Raw genomic sequence first — 15,207 nt, forward strand, 5'->3', positions numbered from 1 at the left:
ATAGCGGCCTAGTACGCCGCCCTCTCACGGCGGTAACGCGGGTTCGAATCCCGCTGGGGTCACGAATAAAACCCCAGGTCAGCCCGATCTGGGGTTTTCGCGTACCTGCCGGAGAGCGCCGAATGGCTGCACATGGATCTGGCGCTTCTGGTGTCCAAAGGAACAGAAAATGAGCAGTGAATACCACTTCTACGAACCCGGCTCCGGTCACGGATTGCCGCATTCTCCCTTCAACGCGATCATCGCTCCACGTCCCATCGGGTGGATCTCCTCCCAAGACGCTCAGGGTGTGTTGAACCTGGCACCCTATAGTTTTTTCAACGCCTTCAACTACACCCCGCCTATCATCGGCTTCGCCAGTAACGGCGCTAAAGACACTTTGGCTAACGCCGAAGCCACAGGCGAGTTCTGCTGGAACCTGGTCAGTGAAGATCTAGCAGAGCAGATGAACGCCACATCAGCAGAGGTCGCAGCTGACGTCGATGAGTTCGAGCTGGCAGGACTGACCCCAGCACCCTCCCAGCGGATACGTGTCCCTCATGTGGCAGAAGCACGTGCAGTCTTCGAATGCCGCACCACCCAAATTGTGCCCTTAGTCACCGCCAACGGTGAAGCCACGGTGACACAAGTCGTCTTCGGCGAGGTCATCGGGGTCCATATTCACAAGACGTTGCTGTCCCAGGGCGTCTACCAGACCACGGCAGGAAAACCAGTGGTCCGTGGAGGTGGACCGTCGACCTACTTCAGAGTTCAAGAAGACAACCGCTTGGAAATGCATCGCCCAGCTCTTCCCCGGCCATAGGACCTGGGGGCAGTTGGTCGTGGACGGGTTCTGGAAACGGATTCGCCGTATGTCCGGATGAGTTACGCCGGCCGGTGCCGGTGCCCGATCGACGGTCAGGCAGTACGTGGGGTGCCGCCAATCGCAGCAACAGCCTCCACTTCCACGAGTTGGTCGTCGTAGCCAAGGACGGTTACGCCCATCAGTGTGCTGGGTACATCGTGGTCACCGAAGGCATCGCGGACGACTTCCCACGCTTCTACTAGGTCTGCTTGCTTATTCGAGGCGACGAGCACACGGGTGCTGACTACATTCTTGATTGTGGCTCCGGCTTCTTCCAGTGCGATGTGCATGTTCTCGATGCACTTGGCTGCCTGCCCTGCGTAGTCACCAATGGCGGCGGTGGAACCGTCGATGTTCAGTGGACAGGATCCTGCCAGGAAGATCAGTTCTGCATCAGCGGGGAGTTTGGCAGCGTAAGCGTACTCTGCAGCGTCAGAGAGACGAGCTGAACGGACGAGCTGAACAGGGGTGGTCATGTCCTCATTCAATCAAATGACATGTGTAGTTTTGGAAAGAAGATCGCAGGATTCCTTCCCCTACCAACTGCGGGCTGTGGAAGCATTGAGCGTATGACTCAGGGTGGGGGGCGATGAAGCGAGTTCTAGTGATTAGGGCCGCTGGGGCGCTGGGCGCTGAGATCTGCTCCGCTCTAGATGCAGTTGACGCTGTTGAGGTGGTGACGGCATCACGCGCAAAAGCGGATACTGCGGTTGACGTCGCCTCAGCAGAGAGCATCTACCTTGCGGTTCAACAGATCGATGTGGTGGTAGTGGCAGCCCCGCAACGAGACCCTGTTGTTCAGCGCGTGTGTGCTGAGCGTGCGATTCCGTGTGTTGACGTCTCTCCGCATGGTCAACTCCTACGACAGGTACAGAATGAGCTCCAGGGCATCACGGTGCCCTCTGTGTTGATGTGCGGCTTCTTTCCGGGGCTGAGCGGTATTCTCGCTGCGCATGTAGTCCAGGAACTCGAATTTGTTGACGAGGTCAGTGTTGCTCTGCTGCAGAGTGCCAATGCCAAAGTCGGGCCCACAGGCGTCAAAGACATGCTGAGGAAAATCAGCGAGCCAGTCTCCACTCGAGAAGGCGGGTTGCCAGGTTTCAGGTATAAGAAGCAGATGCGGTTCGGGAACCAGAAGCGAACAGTGCGCAGGATCCACTACGACGAGCAGGAGTTTCTGACTGAGCGCCTCGGCGTCAGTGAGATTGGGTATTACACGGCATGGTCGAGTCCAGCACTCACAGCAGTTATCGCGGAGATGAAGCGTCTAGGCGTGCTGGCCCTGCTGGCGAGAAGCTCTCTTCAGATCGCGCCGAAACATAACCCTCGGAAACCGCAGAATGCTTCGCTGATGGTGGAAGCCAAAAGCCTTGCCGCATCGGAGGGAGAAACCGGGACCAGAACGATCAGGGTGGAGGCTTGCAGCGACTATGGCGCTACTGCGTTAGTCACTGCATGCGTTGTCCGATATATGGTGAACCACCAGGCCGACCTCGCCGGTGTGCTTCTTCCGATGGACTTTATGCGGCTTGAGGACATGGCATGGGCTTTCGGGAAAGACCGGATGAGCCTTTGGCAATGACCTGTCGGCACGGACGGTGACTGGATGCTGCTCTCAGGTGTTCCGGTACTTGGTATGCAAGCATTGAGCTCATGCTGCTGAGTGTAGAGACGATCCTGGTTTTCCTGGGGGTCTGCACGATCGCCTATCTCACTCCGGGGCCTGACTGGTTTGTGGTGATGCGCCATTCTGCCTCGGCCAGGCGCAGCGGCATCGTATCTGCCCTGGGGGTCCAGGCGGGGCTGTCAGCGCATATGGTTGCTGCATCCCTAGGGGTGACAGCTGTCGTTCTGGCCAGTGCTACCGCGTTCTCCATCCTCAAGTACGCAGGTGCTGCTTATCTGATCTTCTTGGGATTCCAGAGCCTGTGGGGATCCCGAAAAGCTGCTGAGCAGGTGCACGATAACCTCAAGGAAGTAGAACCACGCGATCGCAGAAGTGGAGTGTTCTGGAAGTCCTTCACCGCTAACGTGCTGAACCCACAGGCGGCAATGTTCTTTGTAGCGGTATTGCCTCAGTTCATCACCCCAGGGCAGAACGTGGTCGCCCAGATCCTCTTGTTAGGAGTCCTCGACATCTTGTTGGGCGTGGTCTGGTGGATGGGGTTCGTCTACGGCGTCGTGCTGTTCAAGAAAATGCTCGGCCAGGCGCGGTTCCGCACTCTGACCGCCCGGATCTCCGGAAGTCTTCTCATCATTTTTGGAGCCGTTCTAATGTTCCTGGACCCGCCCCGGCAAGCAGGGGCCCTCTCTGCTGGACGATGAGGTCCGAACTGCGGGAGGTCCGCTTCAGTGACTGTCTAGTATGAAGACATGATCATCGAGGAGCTGCTCGAACTGGAGCACCAAGGCTGGCAGTCGCTGTGCTCCAGCACAGGTGCAGACTTCTATGGCCAGATCATGACCGAGGACGGAGTCATGATCCTGGCCCACGGATTCGTGTTCAGCCGGGAACAGGTCATCGCCTCGCTGAACGATGCACCGCCCTGGGACCGGTACGAGATTTCGGAGCAGCGGCTGATCCCGCTGGATGCGTCCTGCGCTGTTTTGGTGTATCAGGGCAGGGCCTGGCGCGGTGAGTCTGAGCCGGAGTTCCGGGCCCTGATGTCCAGTGTCTACGTACGCCATGAGAACACATGGCGGTTGGCGTGCTATCAGCAGACACCTATCCCGCCCGGATCCTGACAGAGAGGCGGTGAGGTCAGATGGATGATTCCTGGATTGAGCACCGGCGCGAGGACGGTGAGCGCATCGGCTGGATACGCATGCAGGGTGAGCAGTTCGTTGCCGTCGACGTGCTGGGAAGTGACGTGACCGGTGAGGTCGAGTGGTTGGAAGCTGAGGAGGCTCTCGAGGAGCGTGGGCTCTCCTTCCTCGCCGAACCCTGGTCTCTTCAGCAGCCCGATGGCAGCGAAGTCCGGGTACGGATCACGGAGGTGAGCCCGGAGGGCGTCCGCGTAGTGGAGGATGAGTTTGGCGCCGCCTCAGCCGTAGGCTCCGGAGCACAGGCCTATGTGCTGCCCTTTCCGATCCCCAGCACATTGAGGCTGCTGAACGGATAGACCCCACGGACCAGCCTACCAACCGGGATCATCCCTGAAAACGGCAGATGTCATGCACTGTTTGCGCGCCGTTTACCTGGTTCTGCCTAGAGTGTTGCCTGCGCGCCGGGGGTCTGTTCCGGTGCGCGGAGTAATCACTGTACGCCGCATCAGATGAGGACTGGAATTCCCCGATGGCCCTAACCACATACCTGCCTGCCCAGGACCCGCGCCGAGCCTCTCGACTGGCCAAAGCGATCACTGCCGGGGGCCTGGCCCTGGCCCTGCTCGGCGTCTCGCCGGCAGCCCAGGCGGAGACCGAGGAGAACGGGGAGATCACCGAACAGGAGGTCGGCGAGAACTCTGGCGCTGAGAACGACGGCACTGGGAACGACAGCCCTGAGAACGACGACGCGGGCTCCTCTGGTATCGGTGAAGACACACCTGAAGGCGGAGAGGAAGACCCCGGGCAGGACGCAGGCGACATCGACGAGCAGGATGATGACCCCGAGGCCGAGGATGAGGTCGTCGAGCTGCAGATCCTCAACATCAACGACTTCCACGGTCGGCTCCAGGAATCAGCCTCCACTGTCGCATGCACGGTAGACGCATACCGGGAGCAGAATCCCAACACCCTGTTCACCGGATCCGGGGATCATATCGGAGCCTCCACCTTCACCAGCTTCATCCAGCAGGACGAGCCCACCATTGAGGCGCTCAACGCCATGGGCCTGGACGTGACCAGCATCGGCAACCACGAGTTCGACCAGGGCGCTGAGGACTTCGACAGCCGCGTGATGCCGCTCTCCGACTTCACCTGGCTGGGAGCCAACGCCCGCCATGTGGACACTGGCGAGCACCTCTACGAACCTTACGAAATCCATGAGGTCGGTGGCGTCGAGGTGGGGTTCATCGGCCTGAACACCCTCGATATGCCCCGGCTGGTCAGCCCCGATGGCATTGCCCACATCGAATGGACCTCCCTGACTGAGGAGGCCAACTTCTACGCCGAGCACCTGGCGGAGGTAGAGGGAGCCGACGTCGTCGTTCTCCTGGTGCACGAGGGGTACGGCGGTGCCGGATTCGCTGAGCTGATCGAGAACGCTCATCCGGCCATCGATGCAGTGTTCTCCGGTCACACCCACCAGACCTATGCGGTGCAGCAGGGCGATATGTGGGTCACCCAGGGCGGCGAGTACGGTGAGTATCTCTCCCACCTGGAGCTTGCCTTCGACACAGCGGCCGGTGAGATCGTCAGTTCGGAGGCCCGGCTGATCGACCTGAACCTGGAGGGGACCACTGACGGGCTGGTCTGTGGCTCCCACCCCGAGGTGGACGCCATCGTCGCAGAGGCTGTCGAGGTTGCCGATCAGCTGGGATCCGAGGTGGTCGCCACAGTCGAGGGGGAGATCCCCTTCGCCCGGGCCCAGTCGGGACCCGGCGAGCCCGACAACCGCGCAGCAGCCTCCACCCTCGGCGAGCTCGTCGCCGATGCCCAGCTCTCAGCGGTGCGCCGCACCAACCCTGAGGCCGACTTCGCCATCACGAACTCCGGCGGGCTGCGCGACGATCTTCCCCTGGGTGAGCTGAGCATCCGCGACCTGGGCAATGCCCAGCCCTTCGCCAATACGCTGATGGTGGGCACCTTCACCGGCGAACAGGTGTACACGATCTTCGAGCAGCAGTGGCGCGAAGACCAGGGACGCTTCTCCCGGCACGGGCAGTCCAGCAATGTGTTCTACACCTATGACCCCGAGGCTGGATTCGGCGAGCGCATCACCGGTCTGTGGATCGAGGGAGAACCGGTGGATCCGGCCGGGACCTACCAGGTGGTCCTGAACAGTCACATGGCAGGCGGCGGTGGCGGGCTCTCCATCGCCCCCGAGGCTGCTCAGATGCAGGACACCGGGCAGAACGACCTCGAAGCCATCGTTGACTACGCCCGTGAGCAGGCCGTCCTGCAGCCAGAGTTGGACCGCGGCGGCATCGGTGTGCATTGGGTGACTGGCGAACACGAGGTCTACGCCCCAGGTGATGAGCTGGCCATTGATGTCTCCTCCCTGGCGTGGTCACATGAGGACATCCCGGTGGGCGAGACTCTTCAGGTTCAGCTGGGCGAGACGGTCCTCGCCGAGTTCGACATCGATGCCACCTGGTTCGAGGACTCTGATGAGCGCGGCCGGGCCGAAGTCCGGCTGGAGGTCCCTGAGGAGTCCGGCGGCCAACTGCCCCTGGTGCTGACCGAGCCGGTCACCGGCACTGAGCTGGCACTGTCTGTCCAGGTCGAAGAGAACGAGGCGCAGTCACCCTCGCCCGGCGGAGACGAGGAGGAGACCAGCGTTTCGGTGAGCGTGAGCTCCGAAGAGGTTGTTGCCGGTGAGGCGGTCACTGTCATTGCCAGCGGATTTGAAGCCGAGGAGGACGTCGTCGTCGAACTCAACCCGGTTCTGGGTGAGTTCACCACCGACGCATCAGGTGAGCTGAGCGCCGAGGTGACCATCCCGGAGGACACTGAGGCCGGGGAGTACCTGCTGACCGTCACCGGTGAGTCCGGTCAGGGCGCAGCCGAGCTGACTGTCCTTGCACCGGTGCCCGCGGCGGACCTCGCCACCGAGGATGAGGGCACCGAGGATGACTCCCGGTTGGCCTCCACCGGCGCCACTATCACCGCAGTGGTGCTCGCAGCGCTGTTGCTGCTGATCGCAGGTGGCTTCATGTTCTACCGCTCCCGGCGCAACGCGGCAGCCTGAGCGCCGCCTGCTGGGCGGTCAAGGCCTGACCAGGTGGAGGCGGCTGCCCTGCCAGGTGCGCCGGAGCCAGCGGTCGTGCGAGGCGATCACGACGGCGCCAGGGTAGTGGGGGATTGCCGCTTCCAGTTCCGTAGCCAGCAGCAAGGAGTAGTGGTTGGTCGGTTCGTCGAGCAGCAGCAGCTCCGGGGGTTCAGCCAGAAGGACGGCGAGTTCGAGCCGGCGCTGCTGCCCGGTGCTGAGCTGTTCCACAGGGCGCTCGTAATCCCGCGGGTGAATGAGCCCAAAGGTGGACAGAGGCACAGCGGCGGTTCCTTGTTCGCTCAGGAGGTCATCGTAAGTCTGCAGCACCGTTCGCTGCGCCCCGCGGTTCCTGGGGTCGGGCAGCTGGACTTCCTGGTGAAGCATCGCGGTACGGAGGTCCTCGGCCCGATGAATTGTGCCCTGGGTGGGCTCAACCTTGCCCGCGAGGGCCGCGAGCAGCGTGGACTTCCCAGCGCCGTTTGAGCCGGTGATGAGCAGCTTCTCAGTGGATGAGAGCGAGAATGTCGTGGGGCTGAGACGGCCTTCAACAGCGGCCTCGGAGGCAGCCGCACCGGGTGCTGCCCCCGGTGCGGCTTAGTCGCTGCGGGCACCGCCGCAAATCCCTGGAACCGTAGCTCTCGCGGAGGTTTGCGGATCTGCGTTTCTTCCAGCTCCGCAAGCCGTGCCCGGGCATCATTGACACGGCGGCTCACCGTCCTGGCGTTCCGGTCGGCATAGAATTTTGCGGCCGAGCGCACTTCGGAACGAGGCTTCCACGTGTCATGACCTACGGTCTGGTTCCCACGCACTGCAGCACGTAGGCGTTTCAGCTGCGCCTGTTCGACTCGATACTGATGCTCCCAGTGTTCACGAGCATCCAGGCGTGCATTGAGGTATTCGGTATACGTCCCGGTGAACCGGGTGAGGCCGATACCCGTTCCGGCGCCATTCTGCAGCAGAGGTGCGGCAACCTCGTGGGGGAGCGGCGAGGGATCGATATCGATCAACGTGGTGACCGCCTCGTCCAAGAACGCCCGGTCGTGGCTGGCGATGAGCACTGGTCCTCGCCAGGACTCAAGGACGGCGCGGAGGTATGAGGTGGCTTCCTCGTCCAGGTGATTCGTCGGTTCGTCCAACAGCAGGATGTCGGGGGAGCTCAGCAGCACCCAAGCCAAGGAGAGGCGGGCGCGCTGTCCTCCGGAGAGACTGCCCGTTGGTTGGTCTGCAAGCACCTCAGAAAGCCCGACGCCGGCCAGCACCTGTGAGATGCGAGTGTCGGTCTGCCAGATGTCCATCTGTTCTGCGCGTTCCAGAGCTCTGGCATAGCTGCCGGCCAGCTCGCGGTCATCCGGCTGATGCGCTAGTTGTTGAGCGGCTTCGGCCACCTCCCGGGCAGCGCGGCGCAGAGGTGCCACAGCATCTTCAACCGCTTCTGAGAGGGTTGCTTCGGCAGAGAACGGTGGTTCCTGGTGCAGCAGCCCTACCCGCGGCTGGGGCACACCAGGGACGCTGAGCCGAACCTCGCCCGCATCGGGGGCGGTCAATCCTGCGATGATGCGCAGCAGAGTTGACTTCCCAGAGCCGTTCTCGCCGATGAGCCCGGCCAGTTCGTCGCCGGCAACGGTGAAAGAGAGGTCGGTGAGCACGCGGTGATCGCCGAACGAGTGGGAAACTCCGGAGACGCGGAGATGGGATCCAGGGGATGCAGACATAAGAGACCTTCACAGTGACGTGATTTCCCACCGGGCGCATTGCGCCGCCAGACGCGGGAACTGACGAAGATCACTTATCGGTCATGCCAGCAACCTTAGCAGGTGCCCAGTAGGTGACGGTACGACGCCGCCACACAGATTAACTGCGATCCTAAACGCGTCTCGGCCACCCCCATCGGCCACCCCCATCACAGCTCACGGTATACGGTGGGTCAGTGCCCTCTGACGCTGAAAGGCCCAAACGTGTCCTCTCCGGATCACAGTTGGCTGCCCACAGCCAGGAGCGCCGGGCCACCGACTGGTTGGCGCGTGTCTGGGAACGGCCGAATACTGGAGTGCTCATGCTGGCCCAGGGGAAGGCTCCGGTGACCAACGTTGCCCAGCAATCAGAAGGAGAGATCGCCGACTATGAGCTTCACCTGCATTTCTCTGCTCCGCAGGGTGAGCTCCCGGGGCAGGCAGTGTATCTCGGGGAAGTGGTTGCCGAGGACACACTGGAGTCGGCTGAGGAACATCCCATCCGCCACGTAGTAGCGGTGCCCGCTACCACCCCACCGGCAGGGCCGCCAGGCGCCTTAGACCAGACGAGCCTGAGTTGGGAAGACCTGCGCCGCGTGGGCCACCAGCTGCCAGCTGTCGAGGCAAAACTGCTGACCCACGCCGCTGCTCTCACCGGTTGGCACGCTTCGGCGGCGTTCTGTCCTGGCTGTGGCGGAGTCACTGAACCGCGCAGCTCAGGCTGGGCGCGCAGCTGCATGAACTGCGATGCTGAGCACTTCCCGCGCACCGACCCTGCGGTGATCACCGCGGTGACGGATGCGGACGACCGGCTACTGCTGGGTTCAGCAGTGCTATGGGACGTCCGCCGGTACTCCACCTTCGCTGGTTTTGTGGAGGCCGGAGAATCCCTTGAGGATGCCGTGGTCCGCGAAGTGAAGGAAGAAGCCGGGGTTACGGTGGATCGGGTCGAGTACGTCAGTTCCCAGGCCTGGCCATTCCCACGCTCGCTCATGATCGGCTTCTTTGGGCGCACCAGGGATGTTGAAGCTGCCGCCGATCTGGAGGAGATCCGTGAGGTCCGGTGGTTCACGCGCCAAGAACTTCACGACTGCGTATCCCGCGGCTCCATCACACTGCCCGCCAGGTCTTCTATTTCACGAGGTCTCATTGAGCGCTGGTACGGCGGACCCCTGGAGCGCCCGGGAGCACACCGCTGACAAACCTTGTCATGTGTGTGCGGACACGGGCAAGATCAATGAACTGACCCGACAGCTCAGGAGGATGAGTTCCCGATGATTACCGTAACCACCCGCGAAGACTTGAAGGCCCCGGACAGCCAGACCGCCCTGTTCGAGGGGAAGTACCACTCCTCCGGCGTGACATTTTTCTGGGTGGACACCCCGCCGGGGACCGGACCGGAGGCTCATTGGCACCCCTACACAGAAACCTGGGCAGTGATCGAGGGTGAGGTAGAGGTGCTGGCGAACGGCGAGACAGTGCACGGCAGGACCGGGGACATCATCACGGTCACCGCCGAGACTGTTCACCAGTTCCGCAATATCGGCGCAGACTCACTGAAGATGATGTGCATCCACGCCTCACCGGAGCTGATCGAGCACGAGGTGGACTGACGCTGAGCGTCTTAGAGGGCACACTTAGACGTATGAATGATGCTGAGGCAGCCACAACGCAGCGCTCAACCGTCAAGCAGTGGACCCAGGAACTGGCTGAGTCCAAAGGGTCCCCGGGGGGGAGGTGCCGCAGCCGGAGTGATGCTCTCTATTGCAGCGGCGCTGACCTCAATGGTCGCTGGGTACACCGAACCCGAGCAGCACCAGCAGGAGCACCTGACTGCGGTGCACCGCCGGGCACGTGGTCTGCGCGAGAAAGCCCTGACGCTGGCCGATGACGATGCCACAGCCTCCCAGGCGTTCGGAGCAGCGTTCCGCCGCAAGCCCGGACCAGATCGCGAGGACGCGATACACCGCGCCTCCATCCTGGCTGCTAAAGCCTCTGCCGTAGTCGGGGTGGAGGCTCTGGCTGCAATCGAGGACCTGGAGTGGCTTGTCCTCAACGGCAAGTCTGCACTGATCGCCGATGTTGTGGTCTCCCTCGGCGCACTCAGGGCAGCGATGACTGGCGCGCGGACCAACGTCAGCTACGATCTGGCCGCCCTCACCTGCGGTGACAGCACCCTCGACGACGTGGAACAAAACCATCCTGAGCTGTGGGACACCGTGAAACGGCTGAATGAGGGTTTGGAACACGTGGACCAGATACTCGCCCGCATTGCTGACCGGGCCGTACCCACCGCCTCCCGATGAGAAGAAGAAGATACAGGACGGCGCCCCACCCACCGTCCGGGGAGCGCAGACTGTCCCCGGAACCTGGGGCGGCCGATGGGCTCCGGATCCGAAGGCTCCGTGCCGGCGGCCACATTCTTCACGTGCGGGGTACCTTCTCTGCTCAGGGGCCGCCGATCGTGCTGGTCCACGGGATCGGAATGTCGGGGGAGTACTTCCTGCCCTATGCTGAGGCGCTCGCCGCCACTCATGACGTATACGCCCTTGACCTTCCCGGTTACGGCAAGACACCCAAGCCGGACCGTGCGCTGACCGTTCCGGAACTGGGTGAGGTGGTTGCGGAGGCGATTGCTTCGCTGGGACTGGACAGCCCCGTCGTCGTGGGCCATTCCATGGGATGTCAGATCGTTGCCCAGACCGTCTCCCGGCACTCGGAACTCTGTGCCGGATACATCCTCATCGGCCCCACTGTTGACCCGGCTGCCCGCAGTCTGCCCGCCCAAGCCTGGCGGCTGCTGCGGGACAGCATGCGCGAACCGCTCCTCAGCAATGCCGTGATCTTCCGCAACTACCTGAGGATGGGCCCGCTGCGGTACCTGCGCACCAGCCAGTACATGCTCGCCGACCGCCTGGATGAGACGATTCAGACCTGTGCTGTTCCTGGACTGATCATCCGCGGCGCACGCGATCCGATCGCCTCCCACGACTGGGTGCGCCAACTGAGCCGACTAGCCCCGGACGCCCGGGCCCTAGAAGTCCCAGATGGCCCCCACGCCCTGCAGCACAACAGACCGCAGGAACTTCTCGCCGCCTGCAGACCCTTTCTCAGAGCAGCTGGCGGCCGATGAGTCCAAGCCGCCTGCTTGAGGTGCTGACCCAGGCCAGCATCAATCTCAACGCCTGGGTACGGGACTACGCCTACGCGCTGAGCCGCCAGGCCAATGGACTGCTGCGCCGACCTGACCCCCTGGCCTACCGCCGGCACGGTACGGGCAGGCCCGCGGTCATACTGCTGCCTGGAATCTATGAAACCTGGGCATTCTTGCGCCCGGTGGCAGATGTGCTGCGCCAGCACGGCTATGACGTCCACCCCGTGGTCGATTTGGGATACAACGGCGGCACCATCGAGGACATGGCAGACCTGGTAGAGAGCTATCTAGAGCGCAACACCATCTCAGACTGCGTATTAGTGGCTCACAGCAAGGGCGGACTCATCGGCAAGCTGCTGCTCGCCCGCCGCCACCGGGCCAGTGCCATCCGAGGCCTGGTGGCTATCAACACCCCGTTCGAAGGGTCCCCGCTGGCTCGCCTGCTGCCGCTGCCGGCGCTGCGCGTATTCCTCCCGCGATCCCCGGAACTGACTAACCTCCGCGCGAACCCGCGGCTCAATCGGCAGATCGTCTCGATCTACGGGCAATTTGACCCCCACATTCCGGGGGGAAGCCACCTGGAGGGTGCGCATAATGTGCAGCTGGATACCCGCGGGCATTTCCTTCCGCTCGGTGATGCCCAGGTCCACACCGCAGTTCTCGAGGGGATCCGACACCTAGTCCCGTGATTAGCTGGAGGCATGCCAACGCGCATCACCTCCATCGGCACCGCGGTACCCGAGACCTGTGTGAGCCAGCAGGAGCTCAGTGCCTTCTTCGCCGCGCAGCCCACAGCTGACAGGCTCACCCGGCGACTCATCCCCGCCGCGTTCGACGCCGCGGGGATTGATCGAAGACACACAGTTCTGGAGGGTCTCAGCGGGGCCCCAGACAGTGCGTTCATCGCCGAGGACGGCACCCTGCAGACCCCCGGGACCGGTCTGCGCAATGATCTCTACAAACAGCAGGCCCCGCCTCTGGCGGCGGACGCTGCGCGCCGGGCGCTGACCGGGGGAAATATCCACCCGGATCAGGTCACTCACGTGGTCTCCGTTTCATGCACTGGCTTCTTTGCCCCCGGCATCGACTACCGCCTCATCCGGGACCTGGGGCTCTCCAGCACCGTGGAACGCAGCCACCTGGGGTTCATGGGATGCGCCGCCGCGCTTCCTGGACTCCGCCTGGCCGCACAGGTTACCGAGGCCCGCCCGGAGGCTGTTGTGCTGGTGGTGTGCGTAGAACTGTGCTCACTCCATATCCGCCACACCTCGGACCCCGAACAGATTGTGGCCGCCTCCGTCTTCGCCGATGGTGCTGCTGCCGCAGTGGTGACCGGTGGTGAGATTGGGAAGAACGGCGCAGGCCTGATCCTGGAGCGCTTCGCCACCGCACTCACAGAAGAGGGCGAGTCAGATATGGCCTGGACCATCGGAGACCATGGATTCCAGATGACTCTCTCCGCCGAAGTGCCCCGTATCATCGGACGCGAAATCCGCGCAGCAGTCAGCGGATTTCTGGCAGATACTCCGCCCCCGGACACCTGGGCGGTCCACCCCGGCGGGCGCAGCGTGCTGGACCGGGTGGAGACAGGCCTGAACCTGAGCTCCCAGGCCCTGACTGCCTCCAGGCAGGTGCTGCGGGACTACGGCAATATGTCCAGCGCGACCATACTGTTCATCCTTCAGCAGCTGATGGCGGACCCAGAGGTGAGCGGCGGCATAGCGGCCCTGGCCTTCGGCCCGGGACTGACTGTCGAATCAGCACTGATGTACAAGGAACCGGTGACCTGAGCAGATGATGAACCTCTCAGTACGCGACCCGGATCTGCGCGAGCTCATGGACGATCCCAACTGTGACCCCCAACGCCTGCACGCCACCCTGCGGCGCTTCGGCGTGGTGAACCGGCTGGTGTCCGGATGGGAGAAGGTCTACCGCACCCGACTGCGGCCCATGCTGGCAGATCTAGACCGGCCGGCGCGAGTGCTGGATCTGGGGTCCGGTGGCGGTGACGTGCTGGTCCGCCTGGCGCGCCTGGCCTCCCGCGACGGTTTAGAGGTCACGTGGACCGGCGTCGACCCCGACCCGCGCGCCCATCATGCCGCACGGCAGCGGCAAGCACCCGGCATCACCTTTATGTGCTGTGCGGCAGAGGATCTGATAGCGCAGGGCAACAGCTTCGATCTGGTGCTGTCCAACCACGTGCTGCACCACTTGACCGCTGATGAGCTCTCAGCCTTCACAGCCGCTTCCCGACAGCTGGCCACAGTGCGGGCCCTGCACAGTGATATCGCGCGCAGCCGGCTGGCCTACCGGCTCTTCTCCCTGGGTGTGGCGCCGCTGAGTCCCGGGACGTTCCTGCGCACCGATGGGCTGCGCTCGATCCGCCGCAGCTACCGGCAGGACGAGCTCTCCGCTGCCCTGGGCCCCCAGTGGCAGGTCAGCTCACCGGTGCCCTTCCGACTCATCGCCGAGGCGCCCGGCTGTGCCTGAGGTGACCGTGATTGGAGCCGGCCCAGTCGGTCTGCTGCTCGCCGCGCAGCTGCACCGCCGCGGAGTCGCAGTGGAGCTGCTGGAACAGCGGGAGCAGGCAGGTCCGGGCAGCCGCGCCATCGGCGTGCACCCACCGGTGCTCGCCGCCCTAGAGGACGCAGGCCTGACCGCGGAGCTGCTGGAGCATGCGCTGCGGGTGGAGCGCGGCGAAGCGCGCTCGCAGGGTCGGCTTCTGGGCACGGTGCGCTTCGACCAGCTCCACACCCGATTCCCCTTCGTCGCCACACTCCCGCAGCCGGCCACGGAGGCGATTCTGGCACGGGCTGCGCCGGCGCCGAGCAGGGGAGTAGGCGTGCACGCCATACACCTCACCAGCAGTGAGGTCCGGCTTGAGACCTGCTCGGGCCAGCGGCGATCACCTCTGGTGGTGCTGGCCGGCGGAGCGCGCTCCCGCCACCTGGTATACCGCAGCCCCGAGGGAAGGAACTACCCGGACCGCTACCTGATGTCCGACGCGCCAGTTCCTGAGTCCGCCGCCAGTCGCACAGCCGTAGTGCATCTGGACTCCACCGGCGTGCTGGAGTCCTTTCCGCTCCCGGGGAACCAGCGGCGGTTTGTCACCTGGGATGCTCCAGGGGCCTCCCCGGATCCCGAGCACAGGCGTATCCGGATGGGGCAGGCATTGAAGGGCCGCGCTGAGGCGACAATCGGTGAGGTGACTGGATTCGGAGTACGCCGCTACGTAGCACCCCGCCTGCGCAATGATCGAGTCTTCGTGATCGGTGATGCCGCCCATGAGGTCAGCCCCATCGGCGGTCAGGGTCTTAATCTGGGGCTCCTGGACGCAGTGACCTTAGCACCCCTGCTGGCGGCCTGGGTGCGGACCGGGGAGTCCCCCGAGGCGGATCTGAGGCAGTGGGAGCGCAGGCGGATCCATTCCGCCAGCCGGGCTGCGGCCCTGGCCGAGCTGAACACACGCCTGGGCCGGCCCGCAGGCGCCGCGGCACACGCTGCCCGCCGTCAAGGGGTGCGTATGATGCTGGGACCAGGCAGTGGGCGGTTCTTTGCCCACGCATACGCCATGGGCCTAGACCTGCACGCGTGACGCCGAGCAGAC

16 protein-coding genes and 1 pseudogene are annotated in these 15,207 nt (G+C 63.6%); 14 read left to right on the forward strand and 3 right to left on the reverse strand.

Annotated features, from left to right (window positions below; genetic code table 11):
• Positions 1-169: 169 nt before the first annotated feature.
• Positions 170-802, forward strand: a complete 633-nt coding sequence (locus tag GNZ21_RS05145; protein ID WP_157322001.1) for a flavin reductase family protein — start codon at positions 170-172, stop codon at positions 800-802.
• Between the two features lie 95 nt (positions 803-897).
• Here the strand turns inward: GNZ21_RS05145 and GNZ21_RS05150 are convergent, their stop codons facing one another.
• On the reverse strand, positions 898-1,320 hold the full coding sequence (locus tag GNZ21_RS05150; protein WP_157322003.1) for a RidA family protein: 423 nt from the start codon (positions 1,318-1,320) through the stop codon (positions 898-900).
• Between the two features lie 113 nt (positions 1,321-1,433).
• On the opposite strand from GNZ21_RS05150, the gene GNZ21_RS05155 reads away from it, so the two are divergent.
• From GNZ21_RS05155 to GNZ21_RS05175, 5 genes are all read left to right on the forward strand, one after another.
• The gene (locus GNZ21_RS05155; protein WP_157322006.1) at positions 1,434-2,426 is read left to right on the forward strand and encodes a saccharopine dehydrogenase family protein; all 993 of its coding nucleotides are present in this window, start codon (positions 1,434-1,436) and stop codon (positions 2,424-2,426) included.
• A 71-nt stretch (positions 2,427-2,497) separates the two neighbouring features.
• The gene (locus GNZ21_RS05160; protein ID WP_157322008.1) at positions 2,498-3,169 is read left to right on the forward strand and encodes a LysE family translocator; all 672 of its coding nucleotides are present in this window, start codon (positions 2,498-2,500) and stop codon (positions 3,167-3,169) included.
• 48 nt (positions 3,170-3,217) lie between these two features.
• Entirely contained in the window at positions 3,218-3,589 is a 372-nt protein-coding gene (locus GNZ21_RS05165; RefSeq protein ID WP_157322009.1) for a nuclear transport factor 2 family protein, read from the forward strand.
• Positions 3,590-3,609: 20 nt separating this feature from the next.
• Positions 3,610-3,966: a hypothetical protein gene (locus GNZ21_RS05170; RefSeq protein WP_157322012.1), complete on the forward strand. Its 357-nt coding sequence runs from the start codon at positions 3,610-3,612 to the stop codon at positions 3,964-3,966.
• A 173-nt stretch (positions 3,967-4,139) separates the two neighbouring features.
• Positions 4,140-6,695, forward strand: a complete 2,556-nt coding sequence (locus tag GNZ21_RS05175; RefSeq protein ID WP_157322014.1) for a bifunctional metallophosphatase/5'-nucleotidase — start codon at positions 4,140-4,142, stop codon at positions 6,693-6,695.
• A gap of 18 nt (positions 6,696-6,713) precedes the next feature.
• On the opposite strand, the gene GNZ21_RS15855 is transcribed toward GNZ21_RS05175, so the two are convergent.
• Together GNZ21_RS15855 and GNZ21_RS15860 are read right to left on the reverse strand one after the other, a co-directional pair.
• Positions 6,714-7,214: an ATP-binding cassette domain-containing protein gene (locus GNZ21_RS15855; RefSeq protein ID WP_232532687.1), complete on the reverse strand. Its 501-nt coding sequence runs from the start codon at positions 7,212-7,214 to the stop codon at positions 6,714-6,716.
• 680 nt (positions 7,215-7,894) lie between these two features.
• Positions 7,895-8,428 (reverse strand): annotated as a pseudogene (locus GNZ21_RS15860) (ATP-binding cassette domain-containing protein); the annotation flags it as partial.
• A gap of 215 nt (positions 8,429-8,643) precedes the next feature.
• Between GNZ21_RS15860 and nudC the strand changes: the two are divergent.
• The 8 genes from nudC (at position 8,644) to GNZ21_RS05220 (ending at position 15,195) form a co-directional block, all read left to right on the forward strand.
• Positions 8,644-9,645 carry an NAD(+) diphosphatase gene (nudC, locus tag GNZ21_RS05185; protein ID WP_157322016.1) on the forward strand — a complete coding sequence of 334 codons (1,002 nt, stop codon included), beginning with the start codon at positions 8,644-8,646 and terminating at the stop codon, positions 9,643-9,645.
• A gap of 75 nt (positions 9,646-9,720) precedes the next feature.
• On the forward strand, positions 9,721-10,059 hold the full coding sequence (locus GNZ21_RS05190; protein ID WP_157322018.1) for a cupin domain-containing protein: 339 nt from the start codon (positions 9,721-9,723) through the stop codon (positions 10,057-10,059).
• A 141-nt stretch (positions 10,060-10,200) separates the two neighbouring features.
• Complete coding sequence (locus GNZ21_RS05195) at positions 10,201-10,752, forward strand: cyclodeaminase/cyclohydrolase family protein (RefSeq protein ID WP_308805466.1); 552 nt, start codon at positions 10,201-10,203, stop codon at positions 10,750-10,752.
• 122 nt (positions 10,753-10,874) lie between these two features.
• Positions 10,875-11,579: an alpha/beta fold hydrolase gene (locus GNZ21_RS05200; RefSeq protein ID WP_157322020.1), complete on the forward strand. Its 705-nt coding sequence runs from the start codon at positions 10,875-10,877 to the stop codon at positions 11,577-11,579.
• On the forward strand, positions 11,576-12,289 hold the full coding sequence (locus GNZ21_RS05205) for an esterase/lipase family protein (protein WP_157322022.1): 714 nt from the start codon (positions 11,576-11,578) through the stop codon (positions 12,287-12,289). The genes GNZ21_RS05200 and GNZ21_RS05205 overlap by 4 nt, the downstream gene beginning before the upstream one ends.
• Before the next feature lie 12 nt (positions 12,290-12,301).
• Positions 12,302-13,390, forward strand: a complete 1,089-nt coding sequence (locus GNZ21_RS05210) for a type III polyketide synthase (RefSeq protein ID WP_157322025.1) — start codon at positions 12,302-12,304, stop codon at positions 13,388-13,390.
• Between the two features lie 4 nt (positions 13,391-13,394).
• The gene (locus tag GNZ21_RS05215) at positions 13,395-14,090 is read left to right on the forward strand and encodes a methyltransferase domain-containing protein (protein WP_308805467.1); all 696 of its coding nucleotides are present in this window, start codon (positions 13,395-13,397) and stop codon (positions 14,088-14,090) included.
• Entirely contained in the window at positions 14,083-15,195 is a 1,113-nt protein-coding gene (locus tag GNZ21_RS05220; protein ID WP_188503736.1) for an FAD-dependent oxidoreductase, read from the forward strand. The genes GNZ21_RS05215 and GNZ21_RS05220 overlap by 8 nt, the downstream gene beginning before the upstream one ends.
• Positions 15,196-15,207 lie beyond the last annotated feature (12 nt).

Source organism: Nesterenkonia alkaliphila (assembly GCF_009758175.1).
GTDB classification, from domain to species: Bacteria; Actinomycetota; Actinomycetes; order Actinomycetales; family Micrococcaceae; genus Nesterenkonia; species Nesterenkonia alkaliphila.

Coding starts and splice junctions, on each gene's coding strand:
- GNZ21_RS05165 (WP_157322009.1), top strand. CDS start 3,218: ATGATCATCGAGGAGCTGCTCGAACTGGAGCACCAAGGCTGGCAGTCG.
- GNZ21_RS05145 (WP_157322001.1), top strand. CDS start 170: ATGAGCAGTGAATACCACTTCTACGAACCCGGCTCCGGTCACGGATTG.
- GNZ21_RS05210 (WP_157322025.1), top strand. CDS start 12,302: ATGCCAACGCGCATCACCTCCATCGGCACCGCGGTACCCGAGACCTGT.
- GNZ21_RS05170 (WP_157322012.1), top strand. CDS start 3,610: ATGGATGATTCCTGGATTGAGCACCGGCGCGAGGACGGTGAGCGCATC.
- GNZ21_RS05215 (WP_308805467.1), top strand. CDS start 13,395: ATGATGAACCTCTCAGTACGCGACCCGGATCTGCGCGAGCTCATGGAC.
- GNZ21_RS05190 (WP_157322018.1), top strand. CDS start 9,721: ATGATTACCGTAACCACCCGCGAAGACTTGAAGGCCCCGGACAGCCAG.
- GNZ21_RS05160 (WP_157322008.1), top strand. CDS start 2,498: ATGCTGCTGAGTGTAGAGACGATCCTGGTTTTCCTGGGGGTCTGCACG.
- GNZ21_RS05155 (WP_157322006.1), top strand. CDS start 1,434: ATGAAGCGAGTTCTAGTGATTAGGGCCGCTGGGGCGCTGGGCGCTGAG.
- GNZ21_RS05150 (WP_157322003.1), bottom strand. CDS start 1,320: ATGACCACCCCTGTTCAGCTCGTCCGTTCAGCTCGTCTCTCTGACGCT.
- GNZ21_RS05175 (WP_157322014.1), top strand. CDS start 4,140: ATGGCCCTAACCACATACCTGCCTGCCCAGGACCCGCGCCGAGCCTCT.
- GNZ21_RS05205 (WP_157322022.1), top strand. CDS start 11,576: ATGAGTCCAAGCCGCCTGCTTGAGGTGCTGACCCAGGCCAGCATCAAT.
- GNZ21_RS05195 (WP_308805466.1), top strand. CDS start 10,201: ATGCTCTCTATTGCAGCGGCGCTGACCTCAATGGTCGCTGGGTACACC.